Below are 19,539 nucleotides of genomic sequence, written 5' to 3' on the forward strand. Positions count from 1 at the left end.
AGAGCAACCCAGCCACGCAACAAGGCCCAACCAACCACCCCCGACATCGTCAAACCGCCCAACCCCCACGCGAGCCGGGACCACTCCAACCGCGGCACAAAAGCCACTCCCGACGAAACACGCAGCACCCGCACAATCCAACGCCCAGAACAGCCCATCACCAAAGCCGAAGCTCCCAAGAGCCACCCCCCGCAAGCCCCCGCCAACAATACGCGGCCCAGCCCACCAACCAAGTAGGACACAACACCGACAACAGCACCCACCTGCACCAGCCGGCCACCAAAACAACCAAAATTAAGAAACCAATATCCCCCCGGAGCGCAGACCGCGACCGACGAGGAGCCCCCCACACACAACAGGGCACCCCACCCAACCAGATGGCAGAACACCGCCGCGAGCCCCCGGTGGAGCCCGATCAGCACCACCAACGCCAACACCACCTGCCAAACGGAAACCACCACAGCAGCGACGCACGACAAACAGACACACCCGGGCCAAACCCCGTCAACAACGCCGCGCATCCCGGCCGCCCCCACCCACGCGAAAGCGCCGAGGAGAAGATCCGACCTGCCCCGCAGCCCGCCGACCTAATAACACAAGCGCACGAAGTTCACAAGGCGCGACATCACCAAACAAAAGCCCGCCACGCAAACAAGCAACCCGATCCGCGCGCGACCAAAACCCGACCAACTCACCCAGCTGGACGCACGAACGACGAAGCACGCCGAAACCCCCAGCAGAACAGAGAAGGTGCAACCAAGGATAAACACCGCCATCGAACCGACTTCCGCGGCACAACCAGCAAAGCAAAGCCCCCCACCCAAGAAGCAAAGCTCATGGGCAGAACGACACCGAGACAGGCCGACACCCTACTGCCACCCCGGATCCGCCAGCTGGCCCCCGAGACCAGAAAACCTCAAACCAACAGAGCGGACGTGGAGACCCAGAAGCCCGCCCCGCTCGCCACCCCTCAAACACCTAACCGGCCCGACAACCTAAGCGCCCGCCGCATCGCCATGACACACACCATCCCCCCCAAGATGGACCCAAACGAACCAAACAACCCCCAGTTACCCATGTCCGGCAAAGCCCCAACAACAACTGACCCCAAACGAATGATAGTAACACCATTAAGCATGAAGCCCCCCGCCACCGCAACACTGAAACGAACACCCACCGCCAGGGGCGGACCCGGCCGCCTCAAAGCCGGACGCCTCCGAAGCGGGACCGCCCTGACCGGCAACAGCACCAGCCCGCGAGACCAGCCCACCACCACAGGAAAAGCCCCGACTACAAGAACCCCCGACCCCCCCCCCACCCCAGCACTCGCAATGAACCCCAAACCCAGAACCACCCCGCCCAAACCGACCACCAGCATCATAACACCCCAGCAGCGCCGCAGCAGAAATCAAGGCGGACAAAACATGGCCCGCAAAGAACGGCCCACGAACAACAGCAACCCAGAACGGCCGAACATACGCGAACCCCACCACCACAAAGCCGACCGCGAGCTGAACCACGCAAACCTCGACACCCACGCCCCCGAACCGAGCAACCGCCCCGCCGAGCAGCAGGACGAACACATCGCAAAGGCCGCCAAAAGCGCCCCGGATCACACCCGCCGCCGTCGAGCACAACAAACCGACGCCGGAAAACCCACCGAAAACCACCTGCAACACCTTCGCCAGGAAAACCCCAACCAGGAACAACGCCGAAGACAAAGGCCAGCCCAGGACCATCCGAAAACCCCAGAACCAGCCGGAGACCGGCCCCGCAGTGCGCACGACCGCACCCCCAAACACGAAGCCGAAACGAACCCCCGCAGCGCCAACTTCCGCATAGGCGGAAAGACCCGAGCCAAGCAACCCACAAAGGCCGGAGCAGCACCGCCCCAAAAGCCGCAAGCCCAAAGCAGACCGCGACCGGACACACCGCAACCTCCAGACACCGGAGAGCGGCCACCCAAACGCCGTGGCACACGCGCAGCCCGAGACCCAGAAGCAAAGCAACAACGTGACCCAAGCGGCGCGGCCCCACCGCGCGAGCCCCACAATCCCGCCGAACCACCCCCACCCGGCACAGCCCACCCCCACCCTCCTGCCCCAAACCGCGCCGGCAAAGCGGAACCCCCGGAGCCGCGGCGGCGAGCCACCCCAGCGGCCGGACAGACAGACGAAGCTGGCCGCAAACCCGAAGCCCAACTTTCACCACGCGGCCACCAACGCGACCACCGCCCCAGTGACCAAGCCAACCAACGCAGCGGCAAAGACCGCCCAGAACACAAACACCCCCTGCCCGATACCGGCGGCCAGACACGTCACGAGAACGAACCCAACGCGCACCGCGGCCAGAGCACCGCCCACAAAGGCACCCGCATCCACGCCGACGGGCACCCACAGCGCACCCACCACCGACGAGCGCAGACCAACGGCGCCGTACCCATGCCCGCACCCCACCACCGAACAAGCGACCCGGCACGACCCGTAGACCCGAATGCCCACCCAAAAGCCGCTCCAAAACAGCAACACGCCCCTGGAGCCCGACAGGCGCAAAAAAGCCCGACCAGCGACCCCCACGGAGGCGAGCTCCAACATCCCGCAGCCACACGGCCGACCGCCCACCGACCCCCCAAGCACCCACCAGAGCCAGCCGACCCCAGAACAAGGCTCGACCCAAGCCGAGGCCGCACCATCCCGCATCAGCCGCCAAAAACCCCCCACACCACCAGGGTGCACAGCGCCACCCTGCGGCTCGCCATCATCACCGGGCCGGAACCCGCCATCGAACCCGGCCAACACAACACCAACCCCACAAAGAACCCCAAAGCCCCCCACCAGTACACCACACGGAACCAAAACAACGCAGCCGTCGCCCCCGCCACCCCAGAACAGAACACCGACCGCCCCACGGCCCACCCAGAGACCCCGAACCGCCCCGAAAGCCAGCCACAGCCCAAAGAGCACGACAGCGTCGCCGGGCCGCCCCTCAACCGCGCAAACTCCATCGGCGCGAAACTCGAGCCAATCCGGCCGACCGCTCCCCACAAACCTGACCACACCGAGCGCAGGGCCCGGCACCCGCCGACAACCGGAGGAGCGGCAGCGCCAACGCCCAGAACGACGGCCCACCCCACACCGATCGGAAGACCCACGTCCATCCTCCCAGCGATCAGCACCCAACGCCCGACCCCGCAGACAAAGCCCGGAAAGGAAAACAGCTGACCCGTCGCACACCCAGCCCGAACGACCACCCGCATGGTCCGCACAGGACAGACCGCCCGCACGGCAACGAGCCCCACACCCCTCCCCGAACACGGAACCCACAAAATGCAAACCCTGATCGCGCCCGCAACCCTCAAACCCGCGAGGAACGCACACCGCCGGCCGGGGCGTTCCGAGGGCGGCACCCACACCCCAGCCCCCGGCGCACACACCAGCGACACAAAGCTGACCCCGAACAACTGGGTCAGCGCGAAACAGTCCGCCAGGCCGCTCACCACCAACCCGGCGCCGGAGCCGAGCAGCGACACGCACATGCCCACGCCCAAGCCGACGCGGCCGCCTGCAACCAGACCAACAAGGCGAACCACCAAACCAAGCACGCAGCACCACGGCCCACGCACGCGCACCAACACCCCAGCGCGGACACGAACCCACCCCAGAACCGCGAGCCCCCGGAAATCCCGGCAGCGCACCCGCCACAAAAGAAACCCCCGCACAAACACTCAACAGCGCAACCGCCCGCCCCCAAGCAGGCCAACCACAACCAGGGCCCGAACAGCACCCGCTCCCCGCAACAACGGGCCGACCAAGAGGCCCCCACCAACGCAACGCCCACCCGCTCGCCGCTCCCAACGAGAACGAACGCGCCCACGCAGACGTGGACGTACGAAACCGCCGCAACCACCGCCCCCAGATCCGCCAGCACCAGCAACACGCACACGAACGCGGCGAGCGTGGCACCCGGCCGAGCAACACGGGCACCCACCGGATCGACCTCGACGACCAGCCCGGCCGCAACATCCGCCAGCACATCCCCCTTGATGCCCCCCAAGCCCAGCCCCAGAAACAGCTCGGCGCCCACGGAAACGAAGCCCAAATCCGGCCCCAACGCAACCCAGGTGCCGACCCAACCCAACAACCCAACCGAAACCCTCACCTCGACCACGAGCTGAACCCGCACCCGCCGACCGCGCAGCACCATCCCAACGCCCACCAAGTCCGACACGACGCCAGCCAACCCGGCCGCGGCCACCACCCAGGCGCCAGCAAACGCAGCAACGCCAAGCACCGCCCCCCCCAGCACCACCGCCAGACCCGCAACGAACCGCAGCACCCCCAGGCCACCGCCCAAGCCGCCCAGCACGCACACCTTCAAGCGAAAGGACAAGCCCACAACACCAACTCCAGGACAGCACCCATACCAAGAACAGCCCGGCCTCCGACAACCAGCACCAAAACGACGGCACACAACCACCCGCAACCAACCCAACATACCAGCACAAACCGCACGCCAAACGCGACATCGCCCCGACACCACAGCAGCACGAACGCCGGCAGAGCAGCGACGGCCACCCCAGCGATCACCAGCCCCGCACGGCCCGGCACCGCACCCACCACGCCGACAAAGCCCACCCCAACCGCGGACCAAGCAACCGAGCCGCCGCCCGCCAGAGCAATGACGCACGCACGCCCAACAACCACGACACGCTGAACCCGCCCCGCCAAACACACACGAATCATACCGACCACCGGCGCAGGGGCCACAGAAGCACCCCAACAACGCCCGGCAGGCCATCACCCCCATCGCGATTCTCATACAGGTGAGCGGCAAGCATCAGAATGGCCAAAGCTGCCACAAGCAGATCGTCCGCAGACAACGAAGCATCATCACCCACGACCGAACGATCAAGAAAATTCTCGACCGCCCGGCGGGCCGCCACGATAAGAGCGGCAAGAGACGCCTCCTCGCCGGAGCCCCCAACAGCCAAACGCAGCTGCACCTCAAGCTGGGCAACGCTGACCGGTTCCGCCATAGCTCAAGCGCTCCGGATCGCTTCGGCGGCTTCACCGAAGTCGACACTGAACACCTCGCCGTCATCACGCGCGATGGACAGGATCATGGTCTGATGGTCCATCTTTGCCGCGATCGGAGAGGCGCCCGGCTTCCCGTCCGCACCGTCCCGTCCCGGTTTGCCCTGCTCTCCGGGTGCACCGCGCTTGCCGCGGCTGGCGGACAGCATCCACGCGTCGCTTGCGCCGGGCACCTCGCCCGACACATCGCGTTTCGCGCGCCACTCGCAACCGTTCGACGCCACGACGTCCATCGCGCGGTAGCTCGCTTCCGGGTCGAACAGCCCGCGCGCTTCACCGGCATAGGCGTCACGACCGTCCGCACCGTCGCGGCCATTCTCGCCGTGCACACCGTCGCGCCCCGCTGCGCCGTCGATGCCATCGCGACCATCTTTCCCGTCGCCGCCATCGTGGCCTGCCGCGCCATCAGCGCCATCAGCGCCGTCGCGACCGGGCGCTCCGTCCTTTCCGTCGACGCCGTTCGACCCGTCCCGGCCCGGTTCGCCGTTGGCGCCATCCTTTCCATCGGTGCCGTCCCGGCCGTCACGTCCGTCGGACCCTGCGCTACCCGGCGCCCCGCGTGCGCCCGGCTCTCCCGGCGCGCCGTCAACGCCATCGCGACCGACGACCACGCCCAGTTCCCGCACCGTGCCATCGGTGAGGGTCAGAACGAGGTTGCCGGCGCGATCAATCAGCGCCCCGGCCATGCCGACACCATCACGGCCATCGGCGCCAGGCAGACCGCGCTCGCCTTGCGAGCCTGCCTCGCCGCGTTCCGGCTGGCGACCTTCAAGGGCTTCGATCCGGGCGAGCAGGGCGACGTTCTCCGCGCGGAGAGGCGCCAGCGCCGAGTCTAGATGCTCGCGCACGATCTCGGCCGTGACCGCGGCAAGCGCTCGCGTATCAAGCATTCAGCGCCTCCCGCAGGTCTTTGCCGTATTGCGCGGCCACTGCGCGCTTCGCCTCATCGTCAACGTCCGGATCCGGCTGAGGCGGTACGGCTGGGGCAGAAGGGGCGGGTGGTTCTTTCGCCAGCTTCGCCGCGACGCTCAGCGGCACGTCCTGCTGCTGAACCCACGGCTCGCCCCCACCTTCGACCGGAGCCTGTTCGAAGTCGGCCCGCGCAGTGTTCCGGTCGAAAATGCCGCCTTTCACACCGATCGACCACGCCTCCACCCGGTCCTTGAAGTCCGGACGCATCAGCGCGCTCATGTCGAACTCCAGATACTCATCCGGCTGGCCGGCCAGGTTGAACAGGAGGCCGAAATCCTCCTCTATGTGGTTGAACAGGAAGCCGAGACCACCTGCGCGCCAACTGCCCATCAGCGCTTCGGTCGAGGCATAGGGCGTGTCGCCGATGCCGAGGATCTGGAGCGGCACACGGTAGACGTTGGCGATCGCCTGATCCGACAGCTTCAGGATGTCGGCGAGCATAGAATCCTTCGCGCTGACGCCGATCGGCTGAGGCTTCAGCCCGCCGGACAGGATCGGAACCCCGCCCGCGTTCATACCCTTGGCCTGCTCGTTCCAGAGTTCACGCAGCTGATCCGCCTGCTCCTTCTTCAGCAGCTGGTCGGTGACCAGTATGTAGGAGGGCCGCGATTGGTTGACGAAGAAGTTGACCTGCTGCCTCAGCGCGGCGTCGCCTGCGGCGATCTGGAGCGCGGCAGCGGTGAGGGGTGACTCCCCAATCAACGGATGACGCGGCGTGTGGAGGCGCAGGTGCAGCACGTCACGCGCTGGCACGACGATGTTAGGCCCGATGCGCCTGTCCACAATGGGGTTCCCGGCCAGGTGATAGAACACACTGCCGTCGACCGCGAGTTGCGGCGCCGATGCGCGCGGGTCCATCAGGTGAAGCTCGGTCGGCTCGAAACGGTTGTTGCGCACGACAAGCGCATAGGCGTTGCCATCATCCAGCAGGTTACGCACCGCGTTGAGCAGGAAATCCGAAATGGACTGGTAATCGTTGGGATAGCGGATGATCCGCGCCAGTGCCGACGTGGCGACCCGCTCACGGCCCTTGTCCGGCGCGAACCGCCAGTGATTGCCGGGGCACATGGCGACCGTCTGAGCATAGGCGGACACGCACGCCTCGACCATGGACGACCTGCCGCCGGACGACACGTCCATGCCGGTCTGCCACCAGTTGAGCGGCGCGCCAGCGGGCAGCCAGCCGCCGGTCACGGGCAGGTGATAGGGACCCTCGCCAGCCTTCTCGGTCGTGCCGGACAGGCCGACAGCCGAGAGCATCTTGGAAAGGATCCCCACCAGTGGTTACTCCGCCGGAACGGCGGGCTTGCGCGCGCGGCTGGCGCGGGTGCGATACTCGGCAGCGCCGCCGGCCTCGACCGACTTCTCGTCGGGCGCACCGTGGTCTTCCTTGCCGTCGAGCGTTTCCAGCGTCGGCGTGGCCAGCTTGGCGAGGTCGACCTCGTCCTGCGTCGGCGTCGGACGCACGTTCTCGGTCCGCTCCAGCGCGGCCTTGTTTTGCTCTTCCAGGTCCTTGCGGGACTGTTCGAGCAGTTCTTGCGGGGTAGGCATGTGCCTGATCCTTCTTCACGAGGGACCGGCCGGGCAGGGCACCCGGCCGGCGGGGGTTACCAAGTGACCGCGGTGCGGACCACGACGGTGCCGGCGCGACGCATCGCCCAGCTGACGTCCATGATCATCCGCAGCGCGAGGCTGTCGGTCTGGAACATGGAGCGGACCGAACCACCGGTCGGAAGCGCGCCGGCCGCGCCGATCTGGGCCGGTGCGGTGTCTTCCATGTGCAGCACCGTCTGGTCGCTCACGTCGAAGCGCGGAACGTCGCCCACCGCCGACATGAAGTCGGCCGCATCGACCAGGACGAGCACGCCCGCCGGCACTGTGGACGAGATCAGCGCCGGGTAGCCCATGAAGTTGCCGGCCGCGATCTCCACCTTGAACGGGAAGGCGCCCGACGCGTCCTGGATCAGCCCGGCGCTGATCGCCTGCGTCGGGTTCATCAGCCACACCGGCCGACGCAGGTTGCCATTCGTCGCCGTGGTCAGGTCGGTCAGCATGCCCTTGGCGTCTGCGACCAGCGCCGCCATGCCACCGCCCGCCGTGCCGGCCGCCGTGGATGCGCCGTTGCGGATGCCCGCCGGACGCACCGTGGTTGCGGCGTTGGCGTCGAGCAGCACGACATCCAGCGCGATACTGGTATCCTCCTGGATCGCCTCGCGCAGGATCTGCTCGATCTGCGGAGTGGAGTGCTCCGTAATCTCGCGCGTCATGGTGGTGATGACCGCCATCTTCTTTGGCGTGATCGTCGTGCTGACGAACCCGGCCTGGCGCACGGGAATGGGCGCGCCTTCGCCGACGAACGAACCGGCGACGGTCGGCGTGGCGGACCGCGACGGCAGGCTGACCTTGCCCGCGCGACCGAAGCCGAACCGGCCACCGATCTCCGCCAGGCGCGGGTAGATGGAGGTCGGCAGCAACAGGTCGAAGAAGTCGCCAACAGCCGTTTCGACCAGCGCGCCGGCCCAAGCCGGGGTGACGGTATCCGCCGGCACGGTGGCGGAGCGCAGCAGCACGTCCATCACGGCCTTGGTCGAGACGTCCTCGCCATATGCCATCTTCAGCGCGTCGGTGTGGCTCTGGTGCCGCGCGTGCGCCAGCAGACCGACCACCATGGACCGGAAAATGTGGTCGACCGGCTCGACCTTGCGAGCGGCAACCGCGAACGGGCGACGCGGCTCGGCCGCGCGCTGCTGCGCGGGGGCGGGGGGCGTCACCACGGTCTGGTTGCCGCCCTGCTCGGTCGTGCCGGCGAGGGCCGCTTCGGCGCGACGGAGGGAGGCCAGTGCGGCGTCCTTCTGCTCGATCTCGCCGGTGATGGTGTCGATGTCACCGCCATTGTCGATGGTGGTCTGGAGGTTGCCGCGCAGCTGCGTCAGTTCGGTCTGCGCGCTTTCGATACGCTCGGAGAGGGTCGTCATGCTCTTGGTCCTGAGACTGGAGGGGATCACGGCGGGCTCGCCGAAGGCGCTCCGTCCAGCGGGGGTGATCTCGTCGGCAGTCTCGCCAAAGATCAGCCGCTGGGCGTCGCGGGAAAGGTTGAGGCTCTTCGCCACCTGAAGAGCGTTGGGATTCGCAGGGATGCTCACCACGGAGCATTCCACCAGCTCGCTTTCGGTGTAGCGCAGTCCACCGTTGGCGATCGGCTCGGCCTTGAGACCGCGAAAGCCAACAGACACGGCGCGGAGCATGCGCGATTCCACGAACGCGCGGATTTCATCGACACGCGGCGACAGACCGGCGTTAAGGAACTCCAGTTCGCCCAGCAGCGCGCCGTTCTCGACACGCACGTTCTTCCAGGCGCCGATCGGGAGAGTGCTGTCGTGTCCGAAAAGGGCCACGGGGTTGGATTTGAACGCGGCCAGCTTCCAGCCTGCCGGCTCGATGATGTCGCCGTACCGGTCCCGCGTCGCGTCCGACATGACGAAGACGTAAGGATTGTCGCCAGCCGCGCGGGCGGTGGCCTTGTGGATGATCTGCACTGCTACGCCTCCTCAGACGATCATGGCGCCAGCGTCGAAGCTGCCTTCCGCCTCTGGGTTTCGGCTCATCAGCACCACGGCGTTGAAGCCGGCGACGAGCGGATCGATCTTGGCCGAACCGGACACCTGCTTGGTGATGAGGACCGCATTGCCGCGAGCCTCGGCCTTGGCGTTCCCCACGCACCAGTCCATTAGCGCCTGGCCGGCATGGATCAGCGTGCCGTCCTTCAGCTTGCGCTCGGTGCCCTTGATCGCGCCGGTCAGGCGAAAGCCCTGCTGGACCGCGACCATCTGCTCCGCCGTGAAGCCTCGCCTGGCGAGTTCATCGACCAGCGCGGCGATGTTCTGCGCATCGAGACCGATCGCTGCCGAGGCAGGAAACAGGCCGGCGTCCTTCACCTGCTCCAGCAGGTCAGCGATCTCCATGATGTCCTGCGTCGGTTCGGCGCAGCGAACCACGGTCCCGCCCTTGCGGAAGTCGTCCAGCCGACTGACGATATCTTTCCGGCGCTCCCACACATCATCCTGCGCCCAGGCCCGGTTCCACATCAGCCACTGGGTCGGATCGGAGCGCAGCCGGCCGATCAACGCCAAGCCGAACAGGTCATCCAGTCCGCCGCCGTCGACGCCGGCGACCGCCACTTCCACGATCGCAAGGAACTGCTCCAGCGAGCCGTCCCAGATCTCCGGCTTGGCACGCGCCTTCTGCCAGTAGAGGCTGCCTACCCACGCATCGTGCCGCAGACCAACGCCGATCTCGATGTTCAGGTGCTTGGCGTAGAAAGAGAAACGTCAAATCTTCAATGATTTGAGGGTGTTTGCGTCATCCTTGCGTCACGCTGAGGCATTTTGATGCGTCATTTGCCGGCAGAAGTCCCGCGATCCGGTCGACTTGGCTGATCGCTTCGTCGCTCTCAAGCAAGGCGTGAGTATAGACCCGGAGCGTCATGTCGTGGCTGCTATGGCCGATCATCTTCGACACGTCAGCAACCGGCATCCCGTGCCGCAGGAGCCAACTTGCGTAGAAGTGGCGCAGTGCATGGAAGTGCCGGGGGGGCAGGGCCTCGCGCACCAGCAGGCGTTTCCAACTCTCATGAACGGCCCCGTACTCGTAGGGGCGCCCGTCCTCCCTTGTAAAAAAGTAGCCGCCGTCGTTCGCCACCGACAAGTCGTCGCGCCAGCGGATCAGCTCCGCCGCAACCGGTTCTGGGATCGGCACGTCACGGATGCCCGCCGCCGTCTTTGGCCCCTTCAATTCGCGATAAGCCGTCAGGTTGTGGCGCACCCGAAGCACGCGCCGATCCAGGTCGAGGTTGGAGGCTTTCAGCCCGAGAACTTCCCCAACCCGAAGGCCACACAGCGCAGCCAGCGAGATGCAGCACGCCATGAACGCGGTCGAGCGGCGGCGGCGGCCATGGATGCGCTTGTGCACGGCTGCAAGCAGGTGCGTTACCTCCGCCGGCGCGAACGTCTCCACCTTGAACGCAGGGATGCCGCGCAGGTCCATCATCGCGTCGGCCACGGGCTGAGCTTTTAGATAACCGTGCTTTCGGGCGAACTTCTCCACAAGCTGCAGCGTGCTCAGGTATTGCTTTGCCGATCGAGGGTGGACTCCGCCGCCAATCATCGAGGCGTAGAGGTCGGAGACCTGCCGCACGGTGAGGTCGCGCGCGGCCGTGGTCCCGAACGCGGGTCCGATGTACCGCCGACACACCATGTCATGCCGGCGGCTATGCCCTTCGCCTATTCGTCCGTCCCGCCGTCGCACCTCGCAATCGGCCAGGAACTCGGCACACACCTCGTTGACCGTCTTTGTCGAAGCGCGGCCGACATGCACTCCATCCTCAATCTCGCGTTCTACCTTCCGCTTGTACGCCTCCGCGTCCTTCTTCAGCTGGAACGTCTTGCTGGGACGCTTGCCGGTCGCCGGGTCGATGTAGCGAACCTCATAGCCATAGCCCTCGCGCTTTTTGACGCTCGCCATAGTCTCTTCTCCATGTGAAAGGCCCCGCCGGCCGACTTTTTCGGAAAACACCAAAAAAGGGCCGGCGGGGCAGGTTGTCAGGCGGCGACAGCCTCAAGCCGCTCCGCCGTGTACCGGGCGAGCCGGCCGATCCCGGCCAGACTGTCGATCAGCTGGCCCATGTCTCTGGCCACCGTTCTATCGAGCGCGTCGACCACGGTATCCAGCAACTCGGCAACCTGACGACAGGCCACGGCACTGTCGTGGATGCGGTCTTTGTCGCCGGGGGTCACGCGGCATAATCCTGCCAGTCGTTGGCCGCTGTCACCATGAGGGGCAGCGTCTGGTTGATCTGCCAAGCTGGTGGGCAGGGTCGCTCCTGATCGTCATCGCCGCCCGGCATTGCGCCGCTGTGCTGATCGTACCGTTCCCACCAGTCGCGTTGCGCTACCGGCCCGGCGATCATGTGATCGTCGCCGGCTACGCATCGATCGCTGTCGCAATCCTCCGCATCCTCGTGCCCGAGCGCCGACGACATTCCTGCTTCCATGCGCGGGGTGGCTGGTTGCCATGGTCGCCATTCGGGAAAGCTGGCGTCGCGCAGGTCGCCGCAGTCCTCCGCATCTTCATGCGCCATGGCATGGTCGAAACCGATCGCCATGGGTGTCTGCGCGCCTTGCTGCCGACCCTCAGGCCAAGCCGCGTCCATTTCGTCGCCGGTCGGCTCAAGGTCCGCGTCGCCGTCGCGGGCGTCCATTAGGGCTATCAGCCCATCAACCGCCGCCTCCATTTCGTCGCGCTCGAAATCGGCCACGCAGCGCATGAATTGCGCCAGGCGGCCGGCAGGGTCGAGGGACTGGCCGAACGGGGCCAGGGTGCCCACCGGCCGCGATATGCGGGGCGGGGATGCCTCATGGTGTAGGTGCATGTCTCGTCTCTCTAGTCGGACGGCTTTCCACAGCCGTTGACCGCGTCGGGCGGTCGCCGGGGGGTGGAAACCTGCTAGAGAGACAGGTCGACGGCTTTTACGCTTTCGCGCTGGACATGACGCGCCGCCCCCGGCTACGAAGCCGAAGTCGGAGCGCCGCCAAGCGCTCACGCGGGACCGGTCGCCAAACCTGTCCTTCACGATCAAGGCCGGCGCCAACCGGGTTGATCGCTATCTCTAGTCCGGGTTTCCACACCCACGGACAACATGCCCTATTCTGACACGGTTGCAAGCCCCTCCCCGCCAAGGGAGGGAAACTTGCGTTGTACGCGCGCCGGATTTGCCGCTCGACACAGGCAGCGGTTCGCGGCCAGATAACCGGATGGCCAACAACATCGATGAAGCCCGGGAGGCGTTGGTTAAGCGCCACTGGTGGGGATACGGCATGGCCATCCTCATCAGCTACGCACTCGCCGGCCCCCTGCTGCGCTTCACTCCTCCTGACGTCTTGCAGTTGTTTGGCTTATTCGTCGCAGGTGTCGTCTTCGCTGGTTATTGGGGGTTGATCTACTTCGGTGACAGGGATGCAAAGTACATGATCGCTCTTGCGCTTCTGCTTGCAGTAGCGGCTTCGGTCATCGCTACCCCGATGCTCAACAACGCCACTGCTGACAGCGAGGCAAACGACCGCCGCTGCCTAGCTATCCAACGCGACATGGTTTCGGCTCATCGGCGGATACCTGATGGACCAGCCCTGTTCCAAGCGTTCGGCTGTCGCCCCCAGGGCAGCGACCCACGCCTCTTTGTCCCTCCAACCGATAGAGAGAAGCGGGCAGGGCACGCTCTTCCCTATGGTGGGTATCCGCGACCGCAATAGTCATGTCCCCTCCATTGCGGAGGAACTTGCGCTGCCGTTCGCTTAGTAAGCGAGAGTTTCCGCCGGGATCGTGAACATGCCCGCGGGCCGGTCCCACACCGTTCGGCCAACCACGAAGGCGTGATCGACCTCATGCCCTAAGCCCGCCAGAAAACGCCGGCAGGCTCGCAAATGACCGCCGCCGGTCATCACGTCGTCAAGCAGCAGGATGCGCCCGCCAAGGCCCGCGCCGCCGCGCAGGTGCGGCAGGATCATGTGCCACCGTCGTTCGCCGACACCCTCATGCGCTCTTGGCTGGGGTTGATCGAAGTGGAGAACCGGCGCGGCAATTAGATTTGGCCGGCGGGCTTGCAGCGCTGCCGCCAATCGCGCGCCGGTAAAGTCACCGCCGGACGCGATTGTCTGCGATGATGGTACGGGCACGATGGTGGCGTGCGTAATGCCAGCGGCATCGATCAGGTCAACAAGCCTAGAGCCTGCGACTTGAAGCGCGAGGCGCTGCCCTGCGGCGTCGGAGTATTGCCTAACCCGCGTGTTCCCCGGCCGACGAACCCATTCTGCGTAGCCGTTGAAGGGCTCGCGCTTGACGCCTTTGACGAGATTGCGGGCCCGCCAGTGTTCTGGCTCCCAATTGTTCGCCCACGCCGCACTGTTGCCGGGATAGCCGCAGACCGAGTGCACCCTCACACTAGCCGCCGTAGATCGCTGCGAGCAGCTGAGGGGTGCTCTCCAAGATCAGGGTGCGAGGTTTGTCGATGAACTTGGCGGGCCACGATAGCCCTGGATCGTCCGCGACGCTGCGCGCGATCACCAGCCATCGGCCAAGTCGTTGGCACTCCGCCGCCTGGTGGAGAGTGCCGGACGTGTCCGATGCCTCGATTACCACGCTGGCGTCGCTCAACGCTGCCATGGTGCGATTGCGAGCCGGGAAGTTGGAGGGGAACACGCGCGAGCCGGAAGCAAATTGCGAAATGAGCAGGTGATCGCGGTAGATGGCTTCTTGAAGCGTCTTGTTCTTTGCCGGGTAAGCCTGATCGATGGGGGTGCCGATCACCGCGATTACCTTCCCACCGGCTTCCATGGCACCGGACAGAGCCTCGGTGTCGATGCCTTCCGCGAGGCCTGACACGACGACAATGCCGGCCTCGGCAAGCTGCCGTCCGAGTTGCCGCGCACGCCGCCGCCCCATGTCGCTCGCCTTCCGCGCGCCGATTACGGCAACGCAGCGTCGCTCAATCAGGTGCGCGTCACCGGCGTAAAACACCTGCGCCCGTCCGCCTTCATCCGACGCGGTGACGGACGCAAGCATGTCCATCTGGCGATCGGCAAGCGCTTCCCGACCGCTTATCGCGAGTAGGCCGGTCAGGGGATAGGCGAACACCTCGGCAGGCGGGACGTAGCGCAGCCCTCGACTGCCGCCGCTGATCGCGGGGCGTGTTACCGGTCGCGATGGCCGGCGCGGCCGATCCGACTCCGCCTCCATGATTCGCCTTTCAAGCACAGATGACACGATACTCGGCACTGCCAAGTTGGCAACCACTGCCGGAAAAGCGCTGGGCCGGCGGGGTAGTTTCACAAAGGTGAGACGGCGACACGCTAAGGTCGGATCAAGTCGCCCGCCTTTTTAAGCCGGTTGCAACACCGCTTCGCCTTCACCGCCGCCCACCAGCTCGTGTGCCAGGACGTGACGCGGTAGGCATGCAGCACCCGGTCCAGTCCAGTTTCCATCCGGTTCGGCGGGTTCGTCGTTTCGTACACTACCACCCGCCGCTCCGGGTCGACGCCGACCAGCCGCTTGACCAAACCTGAAACGCGAGGATCGCCGCCCGCTGCCCTCATATAGTCGACGAGGTCGTCGGGGCGGAACAGGAACAGGTCGCCCGCGCGAATCGGCGCGAAGCGATCAATCACAACCCATCTGGCACTATCCGGCATGACGGGCCGCATACAGGTCCCGCGCACGGGACAGACCGCCCGCTGGCCCCACGGCAGAAACACGTCATCGCGCCACCAAGGCTCCCGGATCGCCGGCAAGGTCTGCCCCGTGGGGTCAGCGGGATAGCGGAAGCCGAACCCGCCTTGCTCCATCGGCTGGCCGCGTGATGGCTGTTGCCCCGGCGCGGTGCTGGTGTGTGGACGGGGCGCGAAAGCGCTGACGGCAACTGCCGCCGCCACGGAAAGGACCGCACCCACAGCAGCGCCAGCGGCCAGGGCCGCCGCACTGCCAGCGACCGCCGCCGATCCGAAGGCGTGCAGAAACGCCAAGCCGAGTTGGGGTGCGTAGGCGGCAATGGCGGCTGTGACCGCGATGACAGCCACCGCCCGAAGCACCTTACCCATGTGACCACCTCATTGAATTGGAGCGGCGTTGCCCGATTGAGCCTAGATCCCCGCAAAGCGGACCCGCCCAGGCATCAGGCTTCCCGTTGTTGGGCGCGTCGCGTCGCCCTCGATGGCCGGGCGGGCATCCCGGTAACTCTGGTGCGGCGCTGTCCGATTGAGCCTCCCTTGCCGCCGCGCGGCCCCGCCCAGGCATCGGACTTGTCGTTGTCGGCCGCGCCGCGTCGGCCTCAGAAAGGTGGGCGGGATGCCGGCCGGGCTGGGGAGCAGCGCCGGCCGATCCGGTTAGCCGAAGGTGCCCTTGATGATCGCAGCCGGGTAGCGGTTCGCCAGGGCGACACGCTCTTCGCAGCGCATTGTCAGCAGGTTCTTCTCGAAGTCGTCCGCGTTCTCCGAGGAAATCAGCACCTCCGGGGCAAGGCGATCGTAGAGCTTCTGCCGCCGATAAGCGCCGACTGAGAAGCTGCCGGCCGGCATGGCCGTGGTGACAGCGACCGGCAAACCGAAGAGTGTCGGAGCCTCGGACTCCCCGACCTTGCCGTTGATCGGGTCGAGGGAGATGTATCCTCCGGCCGCGTCCTTCAGCAGCTTAATCATCCACCAGTCGAGCGGGTTGAGGATGATGCCATCGGGCACGAACTCGGCCAGGGCGAGTTGCGCGATAGCCTGCCCGATCCGGTCAATCCGTGTCGGGTTCGTAATCGCCATGCCGGCCGGCACGGCAAACGCGGTCGCGACCGTCAACATCCCAGTCAGGTTCTCCCCGGTGCCGTCACCGGACAGGATTTGCACGTCCTCCGCCAGTTGGAGGCCATAGCGCATTTCCGTGTCGACCTCGCCTTGCAGCTGCGCCGCGTCGTCGGCAGCCTGCCGGGTCAGCTTGGACAGGTGCGCGATGGTCCGCACCGGCGTGTTGACCTTCGTCCAGCCATATTCGCTGTAGGGTTTCTGCGTCCCTTCCGCGACCGGACGCGCGTTGTTGGTGCGCAGCGTCTGTTGCGCATAGTCGATCGACCCGCTGGTGGTCGGGATAACGGTCAGCAAGTCGCGGACCCGGATCAGTCGGCGCGGCGCGCTGGCAATTTCGCGATCCTGGTCCCGATAGATCAAGCCGCCGCCTGAGCCGCCGACAGTCGTGATCGCCTTCAGTTCGATGCGTGCGCCGAGGCCGGGGCGGTAGCGCCCATCCTGAAGCGCCTTCAGTTCCGACGACGCCGCAACCTGTGCCCCGTAGGTGTCCACGAACCCGCCGCCCGAACCGCGCGGGCGATCGGCGCGCTGTTCCAGTTCCTCGATCCGCGCCATCAGTTCCGCGGCCTTGGTTTCGGAGCCGGTGAACTTGCTGGTGAACCAGTCGCGTAGTTCGTTGCCGATTTCGGTTGCGGACTTGCTTTGGATTGCCGGGAACGGGTGGTCTGGGCCGCGCATGTAACGGCCCTTGGCCCGCTCGGCCGGGGTCATGGCTCCAAGCAGCGCCGCCCCGCCGGAAAGCATGGTCAGTTTGCGCATGAGTTAAGGTTCCTGTGATGGTCGAACATTTCGGGAACCGTGATACAGCGCTGGATCAGCGCGCGGCGTTATGCGTAACGAAAAAGTTGAACGCCCATTCAACAACGACGCGGGCAAGGGCGCGCTCCACCTCTTGCTTGTTGAGCGCCTCCTGTTCGGTGATCCGGCCATCTGTAATCAGTGCGTCGAGAATGTCGTAATTGGCCGGCACGCGATAGACTGCCACCCCCTCATTCTGCCGCTGGCGATACTTGCGCTGCCGGTCGGCGCGGGTGGACATCAGCCCTTGCTCAACTCGCGCAGCATCTCAGCACCGAACTTCTCGATCGCCAGCGCCTGGCCGCGCAGCCATGCCGCCGTCTGTGTCGGGGTACTGGCGACCAGCACCCGCTCAGACGCGGCGGTCAGCGCCGCCGTGGCGATGATCGCGGGATTGATGCCGGCAACGGTCAGGCTGTCGAAATAGGCGTGCATCTGACGCTGAAGCGCAACGATCTCGGCTTGTTCGTCGGGTGTCATGGCTCTCTCCGGTCAAAGTTCGCACGAAAGTTCGCACCGGGCCGCCAAGTTCGCACCGGTGCGAACTTTCGCGAACCACTGCGAACCTGTCGGCGCATGGTGGATGGATAGAAGAACGGCAGTATTCAGCCGTTTCCGGGCGGTCGGGTCAGTGTTGGCGAGGTTCGCACTGGTTCGCAGCAAGTCGAAAGTGCGCGCCAAAGTTCGCACCTCCCCCGATCAGGGAGGAAAAAATCTCTGCGTGGTGGGCGGACCGGTGTAGAGGACGACGGCTCCGGGCACTTTCGAACACCCCCCCCGGGGGTCAGTGGCGTGCGCGGCTCACTGCGGCGCGCACGGTGGCGAGGATCGCTTCGCCGGCCTCGTGGTCGCCCATGGCCTGTCCGAGCAGCACGGAAGCCGCAGCGAGCAGCGATGCCGTCGCCCACAACGCGTCATCTGTGCGGGCGCTGGCCAGGGCGATCAGGTCAGCTTGCAGGGCTTTGTCGCTGGCCATCATGCCCGCGGTCCCATCATCTCGGCCAGCTTCGCCAGCCCCTTGGGCGTGACCATCACAGTGGATCCGATCTTGTCCGGCCCGTTCGGTGACGGGATGCGGGTGGTTCGTTGCTCCACCAGCCCCGAACGCTCTTTGTCGGAGAAGCACTGCCAGCGGCCCGACGCCTGTTGCCGATAGATCCAGTGGATCGCGTGCATGTGCTTGAACAGGTCGTCCCGGCCCATCTTCAGCACCTTGGACGCCTCGGTCACATTGATCGCGCCGCGAGCATCAGTCAGCCGGTCGAGTGCGTCCGCCTTTGGCTGAAGCCCATCCAGGCGATCCATACGGCCCATGAGAAGCGCGCGAAGCGTGGCGTTGTCATCAAGATTCGGCGCTGCGGTCGCCAAGCCGTAGCCGCCGGTTCTGCGGATCGAGGGCAACACCTCGGCTGTCACCCATTTGCGGAAGCGTTTCGCTGCCGCCTTTCGGCTGCGCAGGATGAGCGCGTATAGGCCACTCTCGTTGATGGCGGCGGCAGACTGTGGACCCCCAAGGGTGTCGACTACTACCGACCCCCTTTCGTCATCATCCAAGCGAGCCAGCGCGTCGCGGTGATTGGCGATGTCGAGCGCGGCACACACGTCCGCCGCGACAAACCACGGCTGTCCGCCCCGGTCCTCTATCCGGACAGGGCGCGTCTCGAATTGAAATGGCACGATCGCGTTCATGGGATGCTCCATGTTGGCCCTCGCCAGCGGCGGGGCACGGTGTCGAGATTTTTCCTCGGTCCCGCTGGAGGGACCGCACGGTCCCGCTCACGGGACAATTGGCAACAATGTTGCGCCTCACGGTCCCGCTGGCGGGACCGCTCCACGAGAGAGGCCGAATTATGAACGGTCCCGTCAGAGGGACACATAACAGTTACCAGTGTAGGGTGGCCGATCAGCGGGTCAGGTAATCCATGCTCGGCCCCGATCGGCCTGGCCACGCCACCCAAGTCAGCCGCCATGTCGATGCCGCCGGACCAACCTTCACACTGAAGGCCCCGACCGATGTGGGCACGATGAAGCCGGCATCCGTCAATTCGGCCAAGGCGCGCGCGGCCGGGTTTTTCGTTAGGCCCGTCGCCTCGGCAGCTTGCCGGACAGAGAGGACGATCGCGCCGTTGTTCTTCCCGTTGTCGAGGCTGGCGAGGTGGAGCAGCACCTTGACCGCGCCGCCGCTCAGGTCTCGAAAGGCCGGGCACGCCAGCATGGCGTGATCCAGCCGAATATGCCGCGTATGGCGATTGCGGCCATTCGCCATCAGCCGGGCCATGCTC

At 65.9% G+C, this 19,539-nt stretch carries 21 protein-coding genes; 1 reads left to right on the forward strand and 20 read right to left on the reverse strand.

What is annotated here, in order from left to right:
• Positions 1 to 2,204: 2,204 nt before the first annotated feature.
• The 11 genes from BMX37_RS02650 to BMX37_RS02705 form a co-directional block, all read right to left on the reverse strand.
• On the reverse strand, positions 2,205 to 2,594 hold the full coding sequence (locus BMX37_RS02650; RefSeq protein WP_093663892.1) for a hypothetical protein: 390 nt from the start codon (positions 2,592 to 2,594) through the stop codon (positions 2,205 to 2,207).
• An 898-nt stretch (positions 2,595 to 3,492) separates the two neighbouring features.
• A complete protein-coding gene (locus tag BMX37_RS18635) occupies positions 3,493 to 4,389 on the reverse strand; it encodes a hypothetical protein (protein WP_170841803.1) in 897 nt (298 codons plus the stop codon).
• Between the two features lie 349 nt (positions 4,390 to 4,738).
• Positions 4,739 to 5,035: a head-tail connector protein gene (locus tag BMX37_RS02665; protein WP_093663895.1), complete on the reverse strand. Its 297-nt coding sequence runs from the start codon at positions 5,033 to 5,035 to the stop codon at positions 4,739 to 4,741.
• 3 nt (positions 5,036 to 5,038) lie between these two features.
• On the reverse strand, positions 5,039 to 5,983 hold the full coding sequence (locus tag BMX37_RS02670; RefSeq protein ID WP_212611379.1) for a collagen-like domain-containing protein: 945 nt from the start codon (positions 5,981 to 5,983) through the stop codon (positions 5,039 to 5,041).
• Positions 5,976 to 7,343, reverse strand: coding sequence for a phage portal protein (locus tag BMX37_RS02675; RefSeq protein ID WP_093663896.1), 1,368 nt, complete (start codon positions 7,341 to 7,343; stop codon positions 5,976 to 5,978). The genes BMX37_RS02670 and BMX37_RS02675 overlap by 8 nt, the downstream gene beginning before the upstream one ends.
• 6 nt (positions 7,344 to 7,349) lie before the next feature.
• Positions 7,350 to 7,616: a hypothetical protein gene (locus BMX37_RS02680; protein WP_093663897.1), complete on the reverse strand. Its 267-nt coding sequence runs from the start codon at positions 7,614 to 7,616 to the stop codon at positions 7,350 to 7,352.
• 56 nt (positions 7,617 to 7,672) lie between these two features.
• Positions 7,673 to 9,601, reverse strand: coding sequence for a phage major capsid protein (locus BMX37_RS02685; protein WP_093663898.1), 1,929 nt, complete (start codon positions 9,599 to 9,601; stop codon positions 7,673 to 7,675).
• 12 nt (positions 9,602 to 9,613) lie between these two features.
• Positions 9,614 to 10,249 carry a terminase TerL endonuclease subunit gene (locus BMX37_RS02690; protein WP_212611380.1) on the reverse strand — a complete coding sequence of 212 codons (636 nt, stop codon included), beginning with the start codon at positions 10,247 to 10,249 and terminating at the stop codon, positions 9,614 to 9,616.
• A 175-nt stretch (positions 10,250 to 10,424) separates the two neighbouring features.
• Positions 10,425 to 11,585, reverse strand: coding sequence for a tyrosine-type recombinase/integrase (locus BMX37_RS02695; protein ID WP_093663899.1), 1,161 nt, complete (start codon positions 11,583 to 11,585; stop codon positions 10,425 to 10,427).
• A gap of 77 nt (positions 11,586 to 11,662) precedes the next feature.
• Entirely contained in the window at positions 11,663 to 11,857 is a 195-nt protein-coding gene (locus tag BMX37_RS02700; RefSeq protein WP_093663900.1) for a hypothetical protein, read from the reverse strand.
• Positions 11,854 to 12,492, reverse strand: a complete 639-nt coding sequence (locus BMX37_RS02705) for a hypothetical protein (protein ID WP_139197954.1) — start codon at positions 12,490 to 12,492, stop codon at positions 11,854 to 11,856. The genes BMX37_RS02700 and BMX37_RS02705 overlap by 4 nt, the downstream gene beginning before the upstream one ends.
• Before the next feature lie 382 nt (positions 12,493 to 12,874).
• On the opposite strand from BMX37_RS02705, the gene BMX37_RS02710 reads away from it, so the two are divergent.
• Positions 12,875 to 13,369 (forward strand): hypothetical protein, encoded by a 495-nt coding sequence (locus BMX37_RS02710; RefSeq protein WP_093663902.1) that lies wholly within the window; start codon positions 12,875 to 12,877, stop codon positions 13,367 to 13,369.
• 42 nt (positions 13,370 to 13,411) lie between these two features.
• On the opposite strand, the gene BMX37_RS18390 is transcribed toward BMX37_RS02710, so the two are convergent.
• From BMX37_RS18390 to BMX37_RS02755, 9 genes are all read right to left on the reverse strand, one after another.
• Complete coding sequence (locus BMX37_RS18390) at positions 13,412 to 14,056, reverse strand: hypothetical protein (protein ID WP_139197956.1); 645 nt, start codon at positions 14,054 to 14,056, stop codon at positions 13,412 to 13,414.
• A gap of 1 nt (position 14,057) precedes the next feature.
• On the reverse strand, positions 14,058 to 14,852 hold the full coding sequence (locus BMX37_RS02720; RefSeq protein ID WP_212611381.1) for a DNA-processing protein DprA: 795 nt from the start codon (positions 14,850 to 14,852) through the stop codon (positions 14,058 to 14,060).
• 113 nt (positions 14,853 to 14,965) lie between these two features.
• Positions 14,966 to 15,709, reverse strand: a complete 744-nt coding sequence (locus tag BMX37_RS02725) for a S24/S26 family peptidase (protein WP_093663904.1) — start codon at positions 15,707 to 15,709, stop codon at positions 14,966 to 14,968.
• A 285-nt stretch (positions 15,710 to 15,994) separates the two neighbouring features.
• Complete coding sequence (locus BMX37_RS02730) at positions 15,995 to 17,218, reverse strand: phage major capsid protein (protein WP_093663905.1); 1,224 nt, start codon at positions 17,216 to 17,218, stop codon at positions 15,995 to 15,997.
• Between the two features lie 55 nt (positions 17,219 to 17,273).
• Complete coding sequence (locus tag BMX37_RS02735; protein ID WP_093663906.1) at positions 17,274 to 17,498, reverse strand: hypothetical protein; 225 nt, start codon at positions 17,496 to 17,498, stop codon at positions 17,274 to 17,276.
• Positions 17,498 to 17,737, reverse strand: a complete 240-nt coding sequence (locus BMX37_RS02740) for a hypothetical protein (RefSeq protein ID WP_093663907.1) — start codon at positions 17,735 to 17,737, stop codon at positions 17,498 to 17,500. Before BMX37_RS02740 ends, BMX37_RS02735 begins: the two co-directional genes overlap by 1 nt.
• 304 nt (positions 17,738 to 18,041) lie before the next feature.
• Positions 18,042 to 18,236 (reverse strand): hypothetical protein, encoded by a 195-nt coding sequence (locus BMX37_RS02745; protein ID WP_139197958.1) that lies wholly within the window; start codon positions 18,234 to 18,236, stop codon positions 18,042 to 18,044.
• Positions 18,233 to 18,946 carry a phage antirepressor gene (locus tag BMX37_RS02750; protein WP_093663909.1) on the reverse strand — a complete coding sequence of 238 codons (714 nt, stop codon included), beginning with the start codon at positions 18,944 to 18,946 and terminating at the stop codon, positions 18,233 to 18,235. Before BMX37_RS02750 ends, BMX37_RS02745 begins: the two co-directional genes overlap by 4 nt.
• Positions 18,947 to 19,160: 214 nt before the next feature.
• Positions 19,161 to 19,535, reverse strand: a complete 375-nt coding sequence (locus BMX37_RS02755) for a helix-turn-helix domain-containing protein (RefSeq protein WP_093663910.1) — start codon at positions 19,533 to 19,535, stop codon at positions 19,161 to 19,163.
• Between the last annotated feature and the right edge of the window lie 4 nt (positions 19,536 to 19,539).

Source organism: Sphingomonas gellani (assembly GCF_900110035.1).
GTDB lineage: Bacteria > Pseudomonadota > Alphaproteobacteria > Sphingomonadales > Sphingomonadaceae > Sphingomonas > Sphingomonas gellani.